The following is a 13,503-nucleotide window of genomic DNA, read 5'->3' as shown; positions in this document are numbered from 1 at the left end:
CGTTCCTCACATCGCGTCAAGGAAGAGCCAGTGCCCGTCCATTCCGAGAACCCGCCACACGACGTGAGCGGCGGAACAGCAGTGGACGTGGCCCTCTGGATGGCCCTGAGGGGCTACCCGGTGCACCCGCTGGCCCCGGGGACCAAGACGCCCGCGCCGAACTGCTCCGAGTGCCGTACCGCCCGGCACGCCCCTCAGGAGTGCCCCTGCCGTGCGCGGGGACGCTGGTGCCACGGCTTCCACGCGGCGACCACGGACCCCGGCACGGTGCGCCGGTGGTGGGGGAACGACCCCGACTTCGGCATCGGAGTCGCCTGCGGACCCGCCGGGCTCGTGGTGATCGACGTCGATGCGCACGGGGCAGCCCTGCCGGACCGCCAGCGGCTGCTGCCGGGCATCCCCATCGACGACCGTGTCGACCTGACCGGACTGCAGAGCGGCTTCGACACCCTGGCGCTGCTGGCGGCCTACAGGTCCGCGCCCAACCCCTGCGAGGACACCTCGACGTTGCGTGTCCGTACGCCTTCCGGAGGCATGCACATCTGGTACCGGGCAGCCCAGGACGGGCCGCGCTTCCGCTGCTCCAGCGGGTCGAGCTCCAAGGTGGCGCTGGCCTGGCAGGTGGACGTCCGCGCCGTCGGAGGCTACATCGTGGCGCCCTCCACGCGAACGGCCGCAGGGGTCTACGAGCCGCTGCCCGGAGCCCGCGTGCCCGCGGTCCTGCCCCTGTGGCTCAACGCGGAGCTCGTGAGAACCGGCCACTGCGTCGAGCCCTCCCCCGCTCCGGGGCGATCCCCCGCTCCGGGGCGATCCCCCGCTCCGGGGCGATCCCCCGCTCCGGGGCGATCCCCCGCTTCGACCCAGTCCCCCCTGCCACGACCGCAGACCCGGGCTCCCCGTGGACACCGACAGGCCGGACAGCGGGTGCTGGCCTCCCTCCTCGACGAGGTCCGCTCCTGCGGAGCCAGCCCCGAGGGGACGGCGTTCAGCGAGAAACTGAACCGAGCCGCGTTCACCGCCGGAGGCCTGGCCGCCGCTGGGCACCTCACCGAGGCGGAGGCCCGTCAGCTGCTCATCGAAGCCGCGGAGCACGCCCGACCCCACCAGCCACGCCGAAACGTACTCATCGTCGAAACAGGGCTGCGCGCCGGAAGCGATCGACCGATCCACCCCAAGGGACGCCCATGAGCAGCGCTGGTAGCACGGGGTTCAACGCCCAGGCAGCGGCCGAACAGCTCGCCGCGTTCACCACGGACACCGCCGCGCCGGGCCGGCGCCTGCCCGCCCAGCAGAGTGGAGCCCCCGCCGCGGGCGCGGACTTCATCCAGGCGGGCCTGCTGCACAACCTCACCGACCGCGGCAACGCCAAACTGTTCGCCTACCTCCACCACGACCGGTTCCGGCACGTGGAAGGCCTGGGCTGGTACGTCTGGGACGAGTACCGCTGGAAGCGCACCGGCGGGGAGAAGGCCGCGATCTGGGCCGCCGGCGACATGGCGGAGGACCTGCCGGCCCACGACCCGCGTGGCGTCTTCACCGACCGGGAGCTGGCCCAGCACCGCAAGCGCACCATGTCGACCTCGGGTGTGAAGGCCATGCTCACCCAGGCCAAGGCCTCCCCCGAACTCGCCCTGGACCCGGACACCCTGGACGGCGACAAGTACGCGCTGTGCACGCCGGCCGGTGTCGTCGACCTGCGCACCGGCGACCTGCACAAGCCCAACCCCACCCGGGACCTGCACTCCCGCGCCACCCATCTGGCGCCCGAGGCGATGCCCACGCCCAGGTTCCACGCCTTCCTCGCACAGACCTTCGGCGACGACGACAAGGGCAAGGAGATGATCAACTTCCTTCATCTCCTGCTCGGCTACTCCATCACCGGTGACGTCGGCGGGCAGGTGCTGCCCTTCCTCTACGGAGTCGGCGCGAACGGCAAGTCGGCCCTGCTCGACGTCGTCATCAAGATCCTCGGCGACTACGCGGACGTGGCGCCGCCCGGCTTCCTCATGGAGCGCGGAAAGTTCAACGAGCACTCCACCGAGCTGACCGAACTCCACGGGCGGCGCCTGTTCGTGTGCAGCGAGCTCAAACCGCACGACAAGTTCGACGAGGCCCGCGTCAAGCTCCTCACGGGTGGCGACCGCCTCAAGGCCCGCCGCATGCGGCAGGACTTCTTCAGCTTCGAGCCGACGCACAAGCTGTGGCTGCTGGGCAACCACCGTCCGGAGGTCGGCACCGGCGGGCACGCCTTCTGGCGGCGGATCAGGCTGATCCCCTTCGAGAAGGTCGTCCCCGACCACCGCAAGATCGACAACCTGGCGGAGGCGCTCGTACAGGAGGAGGGCCCGGGCATCCTCCACTGGATGATCCAGGGGGCCAAGGCCTACCTCGCCGGCAAGCCGCCCCTGACGGGTCCCAACGTCGTGCGCGCGGCCACCCAGGCCTACGCCACGACCGAGGACCACATCGGGCGGTTCCTCGCGGAGTGCTGCACCACCGGCGCGCACCTGGCCGAACCCCGCGACCTCAAGGTCGAGCAGGGAGCCCTCTACCGCGCCTACAGTGCCTGGTGCCTCGACGGCGAGGGCCTGCGCCCCGCCACGACCCGCGCGTTCGCCACCCGCATTCGCGCCGAAGTCGGCGTCGCCTCGCCCAACGAGATGCTTCGCTCGAACGGCCAGAAGTTTTACCCGGGGCTTGCCCTCCTGGCCGACGAGGAGCAGGTTCCGCGTGACGCGAACAGGGCAAGCACGACGTGACTGGCCGACGTGTGCCGCCACCTCGGGACGGGCACCCCTACGATGGACAAGGACGATGAACACACCCACCCGCCGACGGAGACCCTCGGGGTCCTGTCGCATATCGGCATCGGCGCCGCTCGCGGCGCGGAGAGACCAGGGGCCCGGAGGGCCGACGTGAACGAGGAAGGACTCAGGCCATGAGCTCGCTACTGTCAGCCAGCGATCTCGCCCACGAGGTCAAAGTGGTGTGGCTGGAGGACCCTGAAGAGCTCGACTACGTGCGACAGGCCCTGGACAAGACTCCCCGCCGCCGGGGAAAGCCGCGCTACCACCGCGACGGGCGCATGATCGGTTTCACCGAACTCGGCGACACCGCGGAAGCGGACCCGGACAGCGGCTTGCAGAAGCGGCGTGTGTTCTACCTGCTGCCGCACGACCGGGACGCCGAGCCCGAGGGCCTCTACCGGGAAGGCGCTCCGGGCGAGGCCGTCGACCCGCGCACGATCGAACCCAGGCAGGTCGGCAGGAAGACCGAACGCTCGCAGCGAGGGCTGTCCGCACCTACCGTTGCCTGACCCTTTTGGTGTCTGACCCCTGGTGTCCGGTCTCGGTCCCTGGTCTCGGTACCTGGCTTTGGTCCCTGGTCTTGGTCCCTCGGTTCCTCGGTTCTTCTTCCGCTGGCGGGAAGTGAGTCTTGCCTGTTTGGCGTGGAGGGCTCTCACCTGCGGTTTTTCGGTGCCACGGGCGCAGGCCGTGCTGGCAGTGATGGCTGAGAATCGTTTCGGGTAATGGCGAATTTCAGTCCCTTCGGTCCCTTGGGTCCCTGAGGAGCAAGCCGGCTAGAAGGCGAAGTCGACGTAGTCGATGTCGGTGAACTCGACCAGGAGGTTCGAGGCGCGGGCGCCGTTGTCCTTGAAGTACACCTCCTGGAGGCCCTCCGCCGCGATGGCGCGGAGCTGGGCCTCGGAGGCGCCGGCTTCCTGCGCGGTGAAGAGGCGGGAGGCGTACGCCGCCGGGAGGTGCTGGGTGATGCGGCGCATGCGGCCGTCGTCGGTGGTGCCCGGGGCCGCGGTGAAGCCGAAGCGGGCGCGGGTCTCGATGACCAGGCCGGTGGTACGGGCTGCCTTGTCGCGGGCGCGCTTGCGGACCACGGGCTGCCAGCGCTTGCGTACCTCCGCTTCGAGGCGGGTGGCGAGCTCGGGACGAGGGGTCCTGATCTGGCCCTTCACGTAGCGCTCGACCGTGCGGGGGGAGACGCCGAGGAGCTGTGCGGCCGCCTTGGTGGATCGGGTGGACTTCACCAGGAACTTCATGCGCGCCTGGGGGGACTTGGGGACGGGACGCGTGAAGTGCTGCTCGTCGGCGCGGGTGAGGCTGTCGTCGATCTCGGGCATGACTGCTTACTCTCCGTCGGCCGCTGCGTCGTGGCCCTTGATGTGGCGGGCCGGGTTGAGGTGTTCGTCGAGCATCTGGACGGCCCAGAGGAGGGGCTGCGTGCCCTCGTGCTTGACCATGCCAGGGCTGACGCCGAGGCGGAAGCCGCCGGGCAGGGGCTTGCCCTCGGGGGTGCGGGGGAGGAAGTCGAGCGGGCTGGGGCCGTCGGAGAGGTACACCGCGCAGTCGGAGAGCACGGCGATGGGGTACTCCCCCGCTGCGCCGGCGAGTTTCTGCATCTTGCGGTGCATGTTGACGCGGGCGGTGGAGATGACGGCCGCGCGGATGTCCGGGCGCCAGGTGGGGCGTTCGAGGGCGGGCCAGGGTTCACCGGGGCGGTAGCCGGCGCCCTGGGGGCGTTCGCGGAGCTTGCCGATGCCGCCCTTGACGGTGGACTTGATGGCGGACAGGACCGCGGTGTGGGCGGGGCTGTGCTCCTTGTGGACGGACATGGCGGTGAGGAACTCGGCCTCGGTGAGCGTCGGGGTGACGCCGAGGTCCGCCATCGTGGCCATGTACGCGTCACGCAGGCGGGTGTACCAGGCGTCGAGGTACGGGCCGTTGTCGGGGCGCAGCCAGGCCTCGGTGGGGTGGACGGTGTGGCCGAGCTCCTGGGCGTAGGCGAGGGTCGGCGTCGCGTACCAGGCGGGGCCGGTGGGGGGCTTGCCGTGGGGGGTGAAGGGGCTGGGCAGGCGCGGGTCGAGCTGGAGGGCGGAGAGGTCCGCCAGCCAGCAGCCGGGGGTCTTGGGGTCGAAGCGGGGCCGCTCGACGTGGGTCGCCGGGCCCAGGCCGACCGTGAGGCGGTTGGCGGCCGCGGCGAAGGCCATGTTCACGTCGATGCCGACGGCGTGGCTGCGGGTGCACTCGGCGTCGCTGAGGAGCTCCGGGTCGCGGATCCAGTCGTACGCCTCCTCGTCCAGGACCTGGTCCGGGGTGCGCTGGTGGGAGCGGGGGTAGAGGGCGGCGACCACCGGGTGCTCGTCGGGGGCCTCCGGCGGGGCCGGGTCGACGGGGCGGGTGAGGGAGCCGGCGACGGGGGCGGACTCCCAGGCGTTGGTGGCGGGGTTGCGTGCCGCGCGGGTGGGCGGGCGCAGGGCCGTCATGAGCTCCAGGCCGGATACCGCCGTGGAGCCGCGGGGGGTCAGGACGCGGGTCGCGTAGGTCGTGAGGAGCGCGGCGAGCTCGGGGGCGGGGAGCTCGGCCGTGTCCTCGCCCCAGGCGCGGGGGTCGAGGGCGCCCCAGGGGAGGATCGCGAGCTGGACGCACTGGCGGCCGGTGGTGGGGGTGGCGGGGCGGTAGATGCGGGGCCAGGGGCCGAAGCCGCGGCGGGTGAGCTGCCACTTGCTCTTGGCGAGCTGCTTGAGGGTGGGGTGGTTGTCCGGCAGGCGCAGGGCGCGTCGGTCGTCGAGGGTCAGCGGCAGGCCCAGGGCCTCGGTGGCGGCCGGGGTGAGGACGAGGAGGGGGTCGCCGTCCTTGCCGTTGCGGTGGAGGCGGGGGGAGCGGAGGTCGGCGTCGGGGCCGAGGGCCCAGGAGATGAGGGCCGGCAGGTCGGTGGTGGGGTGGTCGAGGATCTGGCCGCCGGCGGTGTGGGCGTGGCCGGAGCCGTCGAGGACGGCGAGGGGGCCGTTGCCTGCCAGGGGGGTGGGGGGAGGGGTCGCCTTGACGGCGTTAACGGCGTTAACGGCGTTAACGGCGTTAACGGTGGCGCGGTCGGTGGGGGAGGAGTGCGGGTCCGGGCTGGCCGGGGTGGCCGCTGGGGTGGGGGCGTTAACGCCGTTAACGCCGTTAAGGGGGCGAGGGGGTTGGGGGGCCGTGGTGGGGCCCGCTTCGTGCCGCCTCTGGGGTCCCGGTTCGGGTGCCGGGGCCTCGGGCCCGGCGGCCGGGGGAGGTGCGGGGGCCGCGGGGGCGTTAACGGCGTTAACGCCGTTAACGGGGTGGAGGGCGGAGAGGCCTTCGAGGAGGCGGGCGTAGGCCGCGCGCTTGGGGGGGCGGGGGGCCGTGCGGCCGGTTTCCCAGGAGGTGACCGTTTCGCGGCGGACGGAGAGCGCCTTGGCGATCTGGTCCTGGCTGAGCCCGGCGGCTTCGCGCAGGCGCTTGCGTTCGTCGGGGTGCGGCAGCCGGTCCTGTGCCGCGGCTTCCTGGAGCAGGGCGTCCACCGCCGCGAAGAGCGTCGTCTGTTCCGGGTGGTCGTTCAACTCGTTCATCTCACTCATGGGGGCCTCCAGCAGCAGCCTATGTGAACCGCACGCTTAAACGCACATGAAACGCACGTGGGGGCGTTAACGGCGTTAATGCCGTCAGCGCCCCCGGCGTGGGTGCGGCCTCAGATACGGGTCATCAGCAGCTCGGTGACGGCCTTGAGGTCGTCCGGTGTGAGGTGGGCGGTGAGCGCGTCCGCGATCGTTTCCGGGGAGTTCGTGGCGATGGTGATGCGGGGGTTGGGGGAGGGGGTCGAGGCGTTAACGGCGTTAACGCCGTTAACGGGGGGCGCGGTGGGGGTGCTGGAGGGAGCCGGGGCGTTAACGGCGTTAACGCCGTTAACGGGGGCGGGGGCCGGCCGGGTGCGCTGGCGCGGGGGGTTAACGGCGTTAATGGTCTCGTCCGCCGCCGCGGCCTGGTCCTCCTGGGGGAGGCGGCCGATGCGGCGCGCCGGTTCCACCTTCAGCTCGCCCGTCTCCACCTTCTCCTGGAGGGTGGGCGTCAGGTTCAGGAGGGTCAGGCGCTGGGAGACCCAGGCCGGGGTCTTGCCGAGCCGCTTGGCGACCTGGGCCTGAGAACCGTGGACCTCCACGAGTTCCTGGAGGGCGCGCGCCTGATCCATGGGGGCCACGTCGACCCGGTGGACGTTGGCGATCAGCGCCGATTCGAGGATGTCCGCCGCGGTTGCCGAGAGGGCGTCGTTGACGTGGATCTGGATCGTCTTCAGCCCGGCCAGGTGCGCTGCCGCCAGACGGCGGTTGCCGTCGATCACCACGTACGGGGCGCGGCCGAGGCCGTCGGTCTGGCCCGGGTGGGCCTCCATGAACGCCATGCGGGTGGCGACCGCGAGGGGCTGGAGCTGGCCTCGGGCGGTGAGGGACGCCGCCAGTTCGTCGAGCTCCGTGAGGTCTTCGCGGAGGTTGAAGGGATTGTGCGCGAGGGCCTCGATGGGGACCTCGGACGGCGGGACCACGCCGGAAGTGGGGGCTCCGGTGGCCTCCGCGATCGCGGCCCGGCGGGAGCTGACACCGACCGGCTGGGCCCGGGCGAAGGATGCCGAGACTCCGAGTTTGTCGGCCTTGCTGCTCATGAGATCTCCCGGGCGAGGGCGCGCAAGGCGACCGCTTGGTCGCCCTTGGGGGCGTAGACGAAGAGGGGTTGCTTCACGCGGACGGCTTCGCGCTGTTCCTTGAGGTCGGGTACGACGGCCACGACGCGCGGATCCTTTATGTCCATCCAGGCCTGGAGGGAGGAGGTCGCGATGTACCCGCGGCGGCCGTCGTAGAGGTTCACGACGAGACCGAGGTAGTCGATGTCGAGGCTGAGGTCGTCGCGCAGATCGTTGATCTGGGAGGTGAGCAGGTCGTACGCGTCCGCCGAGGAGTCCTCGGCCTGTACGACGATCAGCGCGCCGGAGGCGCCGGGCTGTTCGGCGTCGCGGCGGCGCCCGTAGTAGATGGCCGCGTCCATGCTGAGGCCGAGGCTCGGGGGGCAGTCGATGAGGATGACGTCGTAGTCGGACTCGACGGGGGCGAGGGCGCGTTCGAGGGCGGCTTCGCGGGCGCGGACGGTGGAGAGGCGGACGTCGAGGAGGAAGGCGTCCGTGCAGGCGGGCAGGATGTGCAGCCGGTCGCCGAAGCGCTTGTCCGGGATGGGGGCGATCAGGTCGGCGAGCGGGCCCTTGGCCTCGCCGGCCATGTGGCAGGTCAGGCTGTCGCCGCCGATGGGGAGCGGCTGCTGGCCGAGCTGCTTGGTGAGGTGGCCCTGGGGGTCGAAGTCGACGAGCAGGACGCGCATGCCCAGGCCCGGCAGGTCTTCGAGGTCGAGGGGGGTGGTCGGCTCCGGCTGCTGTTCCTCGTACGCGCCGTCGTGGTCGGTGGCGGCCGCGGAGACGCGGGCCAGCTGACGGGCGATGCGGACGGGGTGGAGGGTGGAGGGGTCCTCGGCGAGGGCCTCGGCCGTGCCGGCGGTGATGGCGGTCTTGCCGACGCCGCCCTTCTGGTTGCAGACGACGATGCGCCGTACGACGGAGGGCCGCCGGACGGTGGGGGCCGGGTTCATCTCCAGCCAGAGCTGGACGGCTTGGGCGAGGCCCTGGATGAGGGAGACGCCGCGGTGCCTGGCATCCGTGCGGAAGGACTCCCACTGTCCGGCGGGCAGCCAGGTGGAGAACGATTCGGCGCCGGACGTGTCGACGGGGGAGGGGGCGGAGGCGAGGGCGCTCCAGTGCGCGATGCCCTGGTGGACGGCGTCCTGGATGTCGACCCGCAGCTGGGCGGTGCGGATCTTCAACTCCTGGCGGAGCCACGGGGGGAGCTTGGAGACGACCTTCTCGCGGTCGGTCTGGGACGAGGGTGAAGTCATGAGAGGGACTTTACTAACGTTCCAGGGTGTTGGGGGGCACCACGCTTGGGTTTTGCTAACGAAAGGGGGTGCGGGGGGTGCGGGTACGCGCCAGGGCGGCCTCGTCCACGCCGTAGCGAGCACCCCCGTGGTTCGCCACGGCGTGTGCGAGGCCGCCCTGGATACGTCGTCAGCCGACCTGGACCGGTGGGGAGTCCGGGGCCGACAGACCGAGCGCGGTCCGGCATTCGGGCGAGCCCGCCGGATCGAAAGCGGGGATGCGCTGCGCGGGCACGATCCCGGGGAGGAGGAACGTCCACAGATCGGTGACCCGTGCGTGCAGGTCCTCGCGGGTGGTGCGGACGTACGAGGTGACCTGGATGCCGGTGAACGCGCCGATCAGGAAGGTCGAAAGGTCCTGTACGTCCAGCGCGGGCAGTATGTCGCCGGCCTGCTGGGCCGGCGTCAGCAGGCTGTGGGCGGTCTCGATCCAGGTGTCGTACGGGGTCGGGTCCGGGTGCGTGAACGAGCCGAACTCGACGACCAGGCGGATGCCGGCACGGATACGGACGTTGCCGCGCAGTCCGTTCGCCATCTGGTGGGTCATGTCGATGGCCGTCTGGAGCCCCGGGTTCTCCACGGCGGGAAGCCCGTCGGAGACCTGGAACTGCTCGTCCATCAGGGTGCGGGCGAGGGCCTCCTTGGACTGGAAGTGGAAGTAGAGGGCGCCCTTGGTGACTCCGGCGTGCTTGACCACGTCGCTGAGGCTGGTGCCGTGGAAGCCGGCGTCGTCGAAGGCGATGGCCGCGCCGTCGAGGATCGCCTGTCGGGTGATCTCGGCACGCTCCTGCCTGGCCCTCGCCATGTGTGTCTCCTGATGGTGTCCGGCCCAGCGTGATGCCGCGGCGGTCGTGCGGGTGGTGATGCCTGGTCAATGTAGTGGGGTGAGGGTAAAAAAAACCAGTCGACCAGTACTTTTTGAGCGGGTGAGGGGATGGAAGGGCTGTGGCACAGCTCGGCCAGCCGTTAACGGCGTTAAGTGGAGGGCACGCCTCCGATCGTTAACGCCGTTAAGTGGAGGGTTGGGGTCCGTTAGTTAACGGCGTTAACGCCGTTAACGGCGAGGGGGACGGGGTCCGGGAGCGCGAGGGCGGCCGCCTTCTCGCCCTGCTTCAACATCCAGGCCAGGCAGCGGGGCCGGCCCAGGAGCGTGTTGCGAAGGCGCAGGCCGGGGGTGGTGGCGGGGGCAAGGAACGGCCCCGTACGGTCGCCGCCCTTCTGGCAGCGCCGGGCGTACGGGCGGACCAGGGACTCGTAGCGGGTGAAGGCGGCCCGTGGGTCCTCGGGGGAGCGGGAGAGTTCGGCGGCCAGGACGTACGCGGCCACGATCCCGGTACCGGTGCCCATCCCGCCGATCGTCGCGCCGCAGGCGGCGTCTCCGACGAGGGCGATCCGGCCGGTGGACCAGGTGCCGACGTCGGCCCGGCTGATCGAGTCGAAGTAGAGGTCCTCGGCGCTGTGGAGGGTGGACAGCAGGTACTGCGTCTTCCAGGGCAGGGAGGCGAAGGCCCGGGTGATGAGGGCCTTCTGGGCGGCGAGGTCGTGGCGGTCGTACGGGACCTCCGGCGAAGCGAAGAGGAAGAAGGCGCCCTCGGCGGTCGCGGAGGCCAGGCGGCCCGGGGCGTTGTAACCGGTGCTGCCCGGGCGGCCGAGGTCCAGGCGGGTGGGCAGGTTCCAGGAGGCGGCGTAGTAGCCGAGGTGCGTGACGAACTCCCGCTCCGGGCCGAAGGCGAGGCGGCGGACGTTGGAGTGGAGGCCGTCGGCGCCGATGACGAGGTCGAAGGTGCGGGGCGGGGAGTGGCGGAAGGTGACGTCCACGCCGTCGGGGGTCTCGGCGAGGCCGGTGATCGAGTCGCCGAAGACGTACTCGGTGGTGGGCAGCGAGGCCTCGTAGAGGACGCGCGAGAGGTCGCCCCGGAGCACCTCGATGTCACCGCCCGCGAATGCGGCGGGGAGGTGGAGGAGTTGCTTGCCGTCCTGGTCGACGAAGGTCATCGGGCTGCCGCCGGTCTGGATGCGGCGGAGCTCGTCGAGGATGCCCATGCGGTCGAGGACGGTGAGGTGGGTGGCCCCGCGGAAGTCGACGGCGTGGCCGCCTTCGCGGAGGGCGGGGGCGAGTTCGACGACGGTGGGGCGGAAGCCGTTGCGGCCGAGCCAGTAGGCGAGGGCAGGGCCGGCGATGCTCGCGCCGGAGATGAGGACGGTTGGTGCTGCCGTTGCTGGTGCTGTTGTCGGCGTTGTTGCCGGGGAGCGGTGCGTGGGCTCGTGTGGGTGCGCGGGCATGAGGGTTCCTGTGGTGAGATGTGGCCTAAAATTGCGTCCGGCGGACACTTATTGTTCCGTGTACGGTAGACGCAGTTTTGGTGCGAGCGCAAGGGGATCAGATGTCGGATGAGCAGTGGGGCGCGGCGGTGCGGTTGCTCTGGGGGCCGCCGGCCAAGCCCGCGCGGGGGCCCAAGCGCGGGCTCACGCTGGAGGGCATCGCGGGGGCGGGTGTCGCGATCGCCGACGCGGAAGGGCTGGGCGGCGTATCGATGCAGCGGGTGGCCGGGGAACTCGGGGTCACGAAGATGGCCCTGTACCGGTACGTGCCGGGGAAGGCCGAGCTCGTCGCGCTGATGGTGGAGGCGGCGATGCCGGAGCCCGGGGTACTGGACGCGGAGTTGGCGGCGGCCGCCGGGTGGCGGGAGAGGCTCGGGGTGTGGGCGCGGGGGCTGCTCGCCGGGTTCCGCGCACATCCGTGGCTGCTGGAGGCGACCGTGGGGGCGCGGGTGATGGGGCCTCGGGAGGTCGGCTGGATGGAGCGGGCCCTGGTGGGGCTTGAGGGATGCCGGCTGAGCGGGGCCGAGGCCATGGACGCGGTGGTGCTGGTCGCCGGGCACGTACGGGGGATCGCGGAGCAGGAGCGGGCGACCGCGGGCAAGGGTGGGCCGGACGCGGAGCTGGGGAAGGTGCTCGGCGAGATCATGCGGGAGCACGGGGACCGCTACCCGGCACTCGGGGCCGCGCTGGCCTCGGTGGCGGAGCACGGGGGACAGGATCAGGCGCTGGACTTCGGGCTGGAGCGGATCTTCGACGGGCTGGGGCTGCTGATGGAGGGGAGGGGCGGGGGGTCCTGAGGGGGCGCGCTCGGACTCCCGGAAGTCCGGGCGCTGCGGGTGGGGTTCGGTTCCTGTGCAGTGGCCTACGGGGAGGGGTGCGGGGAGACGCCGTTCTGGGGAGGGCCTGTGGCGAGTGGGGTGGATCCGCTGCCGGGGGTGTTGATCGCCGTACCGGTGGTCGTGCTCGTGTGCGCGGCGGGGGCTGCGTTGATGCGGCGGTTCGGGCAGACGGCCGTGGTCGGGGAGATCGCGGTGGGGATCCTGCTCGGTCCGTCGTTGCTGGGATGGGTCTGGCCGACGGGGAGCAAGTGGCTGCTGCCGGGCGAAGTGCTTCCGTACCTGGGGTTGCTGGGGAACCTGGGGCTGCTGGTCTTCATGTTCCTGGTGGGGCTGGAGCTTGAGGGCGGGCTCCTGCGGGGCCGCGGGCGGTCCGTGGTGGTCGTGAGCCAGGCGAGCGTGTGGGTACCGCTGGGCCTCGGGGGGCTGCTGGCGCTGGCGATGTACGGGTCCTTCGCGCCGGAGGGGGTGGGCCGGCCGGCGTTCGTGCTGTTCGTGGCCGTGGCGATGAGCGTGACCGCGTTCCCGGTGCTGGCCCGGATCCTGACCGAGCAGGGCCTGTACGGGACGCCGGTGGGGACGCTGGCGATGGCGTGCGCGGCGGTGACGGACGTGGTCGCCTGGTGCCTGCTGGCCGTGGTGGTGGCTGTGGCGGGACCGGGCGGCGGAGTCCTGGGCGGGTCCGCGGGCGGGCAGTGGGGGGCGGTGCTCGCCGGGGGGTTCCTGGCCGGGATGTGGTGGGGGGTGCGGCCGCTGCTGGCCCGGGCGGTCGGCCGGTGGGGCGAGGGGCGCGACGCGGGTGTGGTGGTCACGCTGTTCAGCGGGCTCTGCCTGGCGGCGTACGGGACGGACGCCATGGGGGTGCACGCGTTGTTCGGGGCGTTCGTGTTCGGGGCGGTGGTGCCGCGCGGGGTGCGGGTGGTGGAGCAGGCGGCGGAGCGGATGCGGGAGTTCGCGGTGCCGGTGCTGCTGCCGCTGTTCTTCGTGGGGAGCGGGCTGCGGACGGACGTGGGGCTGCTGGGCGGTGCCGGGGCCTGGCTCTGGGCGGCGGTGGTGCTGGTGGTGGCGGTCGCCGCGAAGTGGGGCGGGGGGACGGCGGCCGCGCTGCTGGCGGGGGAGGGGCGGCGGGACGCGGTGATGCTGGGGGCCCTGATGAACTGCCGGGGCGTGACGGAGCTGGTCGTGCTGAACGTGGGGCTCGGGCTGGGGGTGATCGGAGCCGAGCTGTTCACGATGCTGGTGCTGATGGCCCTGGTGACGACGGGGGTGACGGGGCCGGTGGTGAAGGAGCTGAGGAGGCGGGGCGTTAACGCCGTTAACGGCGTTAACGCCGCTGGGGGCGGGCCCCGGCCCGGTGTTGGCGCCGGGGGCGGGTGAACGGCCTGCTGGGGATGGAGCGTTAACGGCGTTAACGGCGTTAACGGCGTCGAGACGTTAACGCCGTTAAGACGTTGAGGCGTTAACGCCGTTAAGCTTGCCGTTTAACCTCAGGCGGCGGTTCCGTTGCTGGCAGCCTGCCACCATCCGGTTCGCGCCAGGACACGCTCACGTCGCCTGGATCTGGCACG

Annotated in this window: 11 protein-coding genes; 5 read left to right on the top strand and 6 right to left on the bottom strand. The window is 71.6% G+C overall.

Annotated features, from left to right (window positions below; all coding sequences use genetic code 11):
• The first annotated feature begins 87 nt into the window (after positions 1 to 87).
• The 3 genes from ACZ4TG_RS34145 to ACZ4TG_RS34135 all read left to right on the top strand — a co-directional run bounded on the left by ACZ4TG_RS34145 (position 88) and on the right by ACZ4TG_RS34135 (position 3,316).
• On the top strand, positions 88 to 1,188 hold the full coding sequence (locus tag ACZ4TG_RS34145; RefSeq protein ID WP_468171087.1) for a bifunctional DNA primase/polymerase: 1,101 nt from the start codon (positions 88 to 90) through the stop codon (positions 1,186 to 1,188).
• Positions 1,185 to 2,759, top strand: coding sequence for a DNA primase family protein (locus tag ACZ4TG_RS34140; protein WP_468170840.1), 1,575 nt, complete (start codon positions 1,185 to 1,187; stop codon positions 2,757 to 2,759). The genes ACZ4TG_RS34145 and ACZ4TG_RS34140 overlap by 4 nt, the downstream gene beginning before the upstream one ends.
• 179 nt (positions 2,760 to 2,938) lie before the next feature.
• Positions 2,939 to 3,316 carry a DUF6009 family protein gene (locus ACZ4TG_RS34135; protein ID WP_468170837.1) on the top strand — a complete coding sequence of 126 codons (378 nt, stop codon included), beginning with the start codon at positions 2,939 to 2,941 and terminating at the stop codon, positions 3,314 to 3,316.
• Positions 3,317 to 3,580: 264 nt separating this feature from the next.
• Here the strand turns inward: ACZ4TG_RS34135 and tpg are convergent, their stop codons facing one another.
• The 6 genes from tpg to ACZ4TG_RS34105 all read right to left on the bottom strand — a co-directional run bounded on the left by tpg (position 3,581) and on the right by ACZ4TG_RS34105 (position 11,060).
• Positions 3,581 to 4,135 carry a telomere-protecting terminal protein Tpg gene (gene tpg, locus ACZ4TG_RS34130; protein WP_468170834.1) on the bottom strand — a complete coding sequence of 185 codons (555 nt, stop codon included), beginning with the start codon at positions 4,133 to 4,135 and terminating at the stop codon, positions 3,581 to 3,583.
• Between the two features lie 6 nt (positions 4,136 to 4,141).
• Positions 4,142 to 6,388: a telomere-associated protein Tap gene (gene tap, locus ACZ4TG_RS34125; RefSeq protein WP_468170831.1), complete on the bottom strand. Its 2,247-nt coding sequence runs from the start codon at positions 6,386 to 6,388 to the stop codon at positions 4,142 to 4,144.
• 110 nt (positions 6,389 to 6,498) lie between these two features.
• The gene (locus ACZ4TG_RS34120) at positions 6,499 to 7,464 is read right to left on the bottom strand and encodes a ParB/RepB/Spo0J family partition protein (protein ID WP_468170828.1); all 966 of its coding nucleotides are present in this window, start codon (positions 7,462 to 7,464) and stop codon (positions 6,499 to 6,501) included.
• On the bottom strand, positions 7,461 to 8,738 hold the full coding sequence (locus ACZ4TG_RS34115) for a ParA family protein (RefSeq protein WP_468170825.1): 1,278 nt from the start codon (positions 8,736 to 8,738) through the stop codon (positions 7,461 to 7,463). The genes ACZ4TG_RS34120 and ACZ4TG_RS34115 overlap by 4 nt, the downstream gene beginning before the upstream one ends.
• 169 nt (positions 8,739 to 8,907) lie before the next feature.
• Positions 8,908 to 9,582: a ScbR family autoregulator-binding transcription factor gene (locus ACZ4TG_RS34110; RefSeq protein WP_468170822.1), complete on the bottom strand. Its 675-nt coding sequence runs from the start codon at positions 9,580 to 9,582 to the stop codon at positions 8,908 to 8,910.
• 227 nt (positions 9,583 to 9,809) lie between these two features.
• Positions 9,810 to 11,060, bottom strand: a complete 1,251-nt coding sequence (locus ACZ4TG_RS34105; RefSeq protein WP_468170819.1) for an FAD-dependent monooxygenase — start codon at positions 11,058 to 11,060, stop codon at positions 9,810 to 9,812.
• A 101-nt stretch (positions 11,061 to 11,161) separates the two neighbouring features.
• On the opposite strand from ACZ4TG_RS34105, the gene ACZ4TG_RS34100 reads away from it, so the two are divergent.
• Both ACZ4TG_RS34100 and ACZ4TG_RS34095 read left to right on the top strand, forming a co-directional pair.
• Entirely contained in the window at positions 11,162 to 11,896 is a 735-nt protein-coding gene (locus ACZ4TG_RS34100) for a TetR/AcrR family transcriptional regulator (protein ID WP_468170816.1), read from the top strand.
• A 108-nt stretch (positions 11,897 to 12,004) separates the two neighbouring features.
• A complete protein-coding gene (locus tag ACZ4TG_RS34095) occupies positions 12,005 to 13,312 on the top strand; it encodes a cation:proton antiporter domain-containing protein (protein ID WP_468170813.1) in 1,308 nt (435 codons plus the stop codon).
• Positions 13,313 to 13,503 lie beyond the last annotated feature (191 nt).

The organism is Streptomyces sp. NPDC028314, from assembly GCF_055565795.1.
This window is presented reverse-complemented; position numbering and strand designations above follow the sequence as displayed.

Coding starts and splice junctions, on each gene's coding strand:
- ACZ4TG_RS34100 (WP_468170816.1), top strand. CDS start 11,162: ATGTCGGATGAGCAGTGGGGCGCGGCGGTGCGGTTGCTCTGGGGGCCG.
- ACZ4TG_RS34120 (WP_468170828.1), bottom strand. CDS start 7,464: ATGAGCAGCAAGGCCGACAAACTCGGAGTCTCGGCATCCTTCGCCCGG.
- tpg (WP_468170834.1), bottom strand. CDS start 4,135: ATGCCCGAGATCGACGACAGCCTCACCCGCGCCGACGAGCAGCACTTC.
- ACZ4TG_RS34115 (WP_468170825.1), bottom strand. CDS start 8,738: ATGACTTCACCCTCGTCCCAGACCGACCGCGAGAAGGTCGTCTCCAAG.
- ACZ4TG_RS34110 (WP_468170822.1), bottom strand. CDS start 9,582: ATGGCGAGGGCCAGGCAGGAGCGTGCCGAGATCACCCGACAGGCGATC.
- tap (WP_468170831.1), bottom strand. CDS start 6,388: ATGAGTGAGATGAACGAGTTGAACGACCACCCGGAACAGACGACGCTC.
- ACZ4TG_RS34135 (WP_468170837.1), top strand. CDS start 2,939: ATGAGCTCGCTACTGTCAGCCAGCGATCTCGCCCACGAGGTCAAAGTG.
- ACZ4TG_RS34105 (WP_468170819.1), bottom strand. CDS start 11,060: ATGCCCGCGCACCCACACGAGCCCACGCACCGCTCCCCGGCAACAACG.
- ACZ4TG_RS34140 (WP_468170840.1), top strand. CDS start 1,185: ATGAGCAGCGCTGGTAGCACGGGGTTCAACGCCCAGGCAGCGGCCGAA.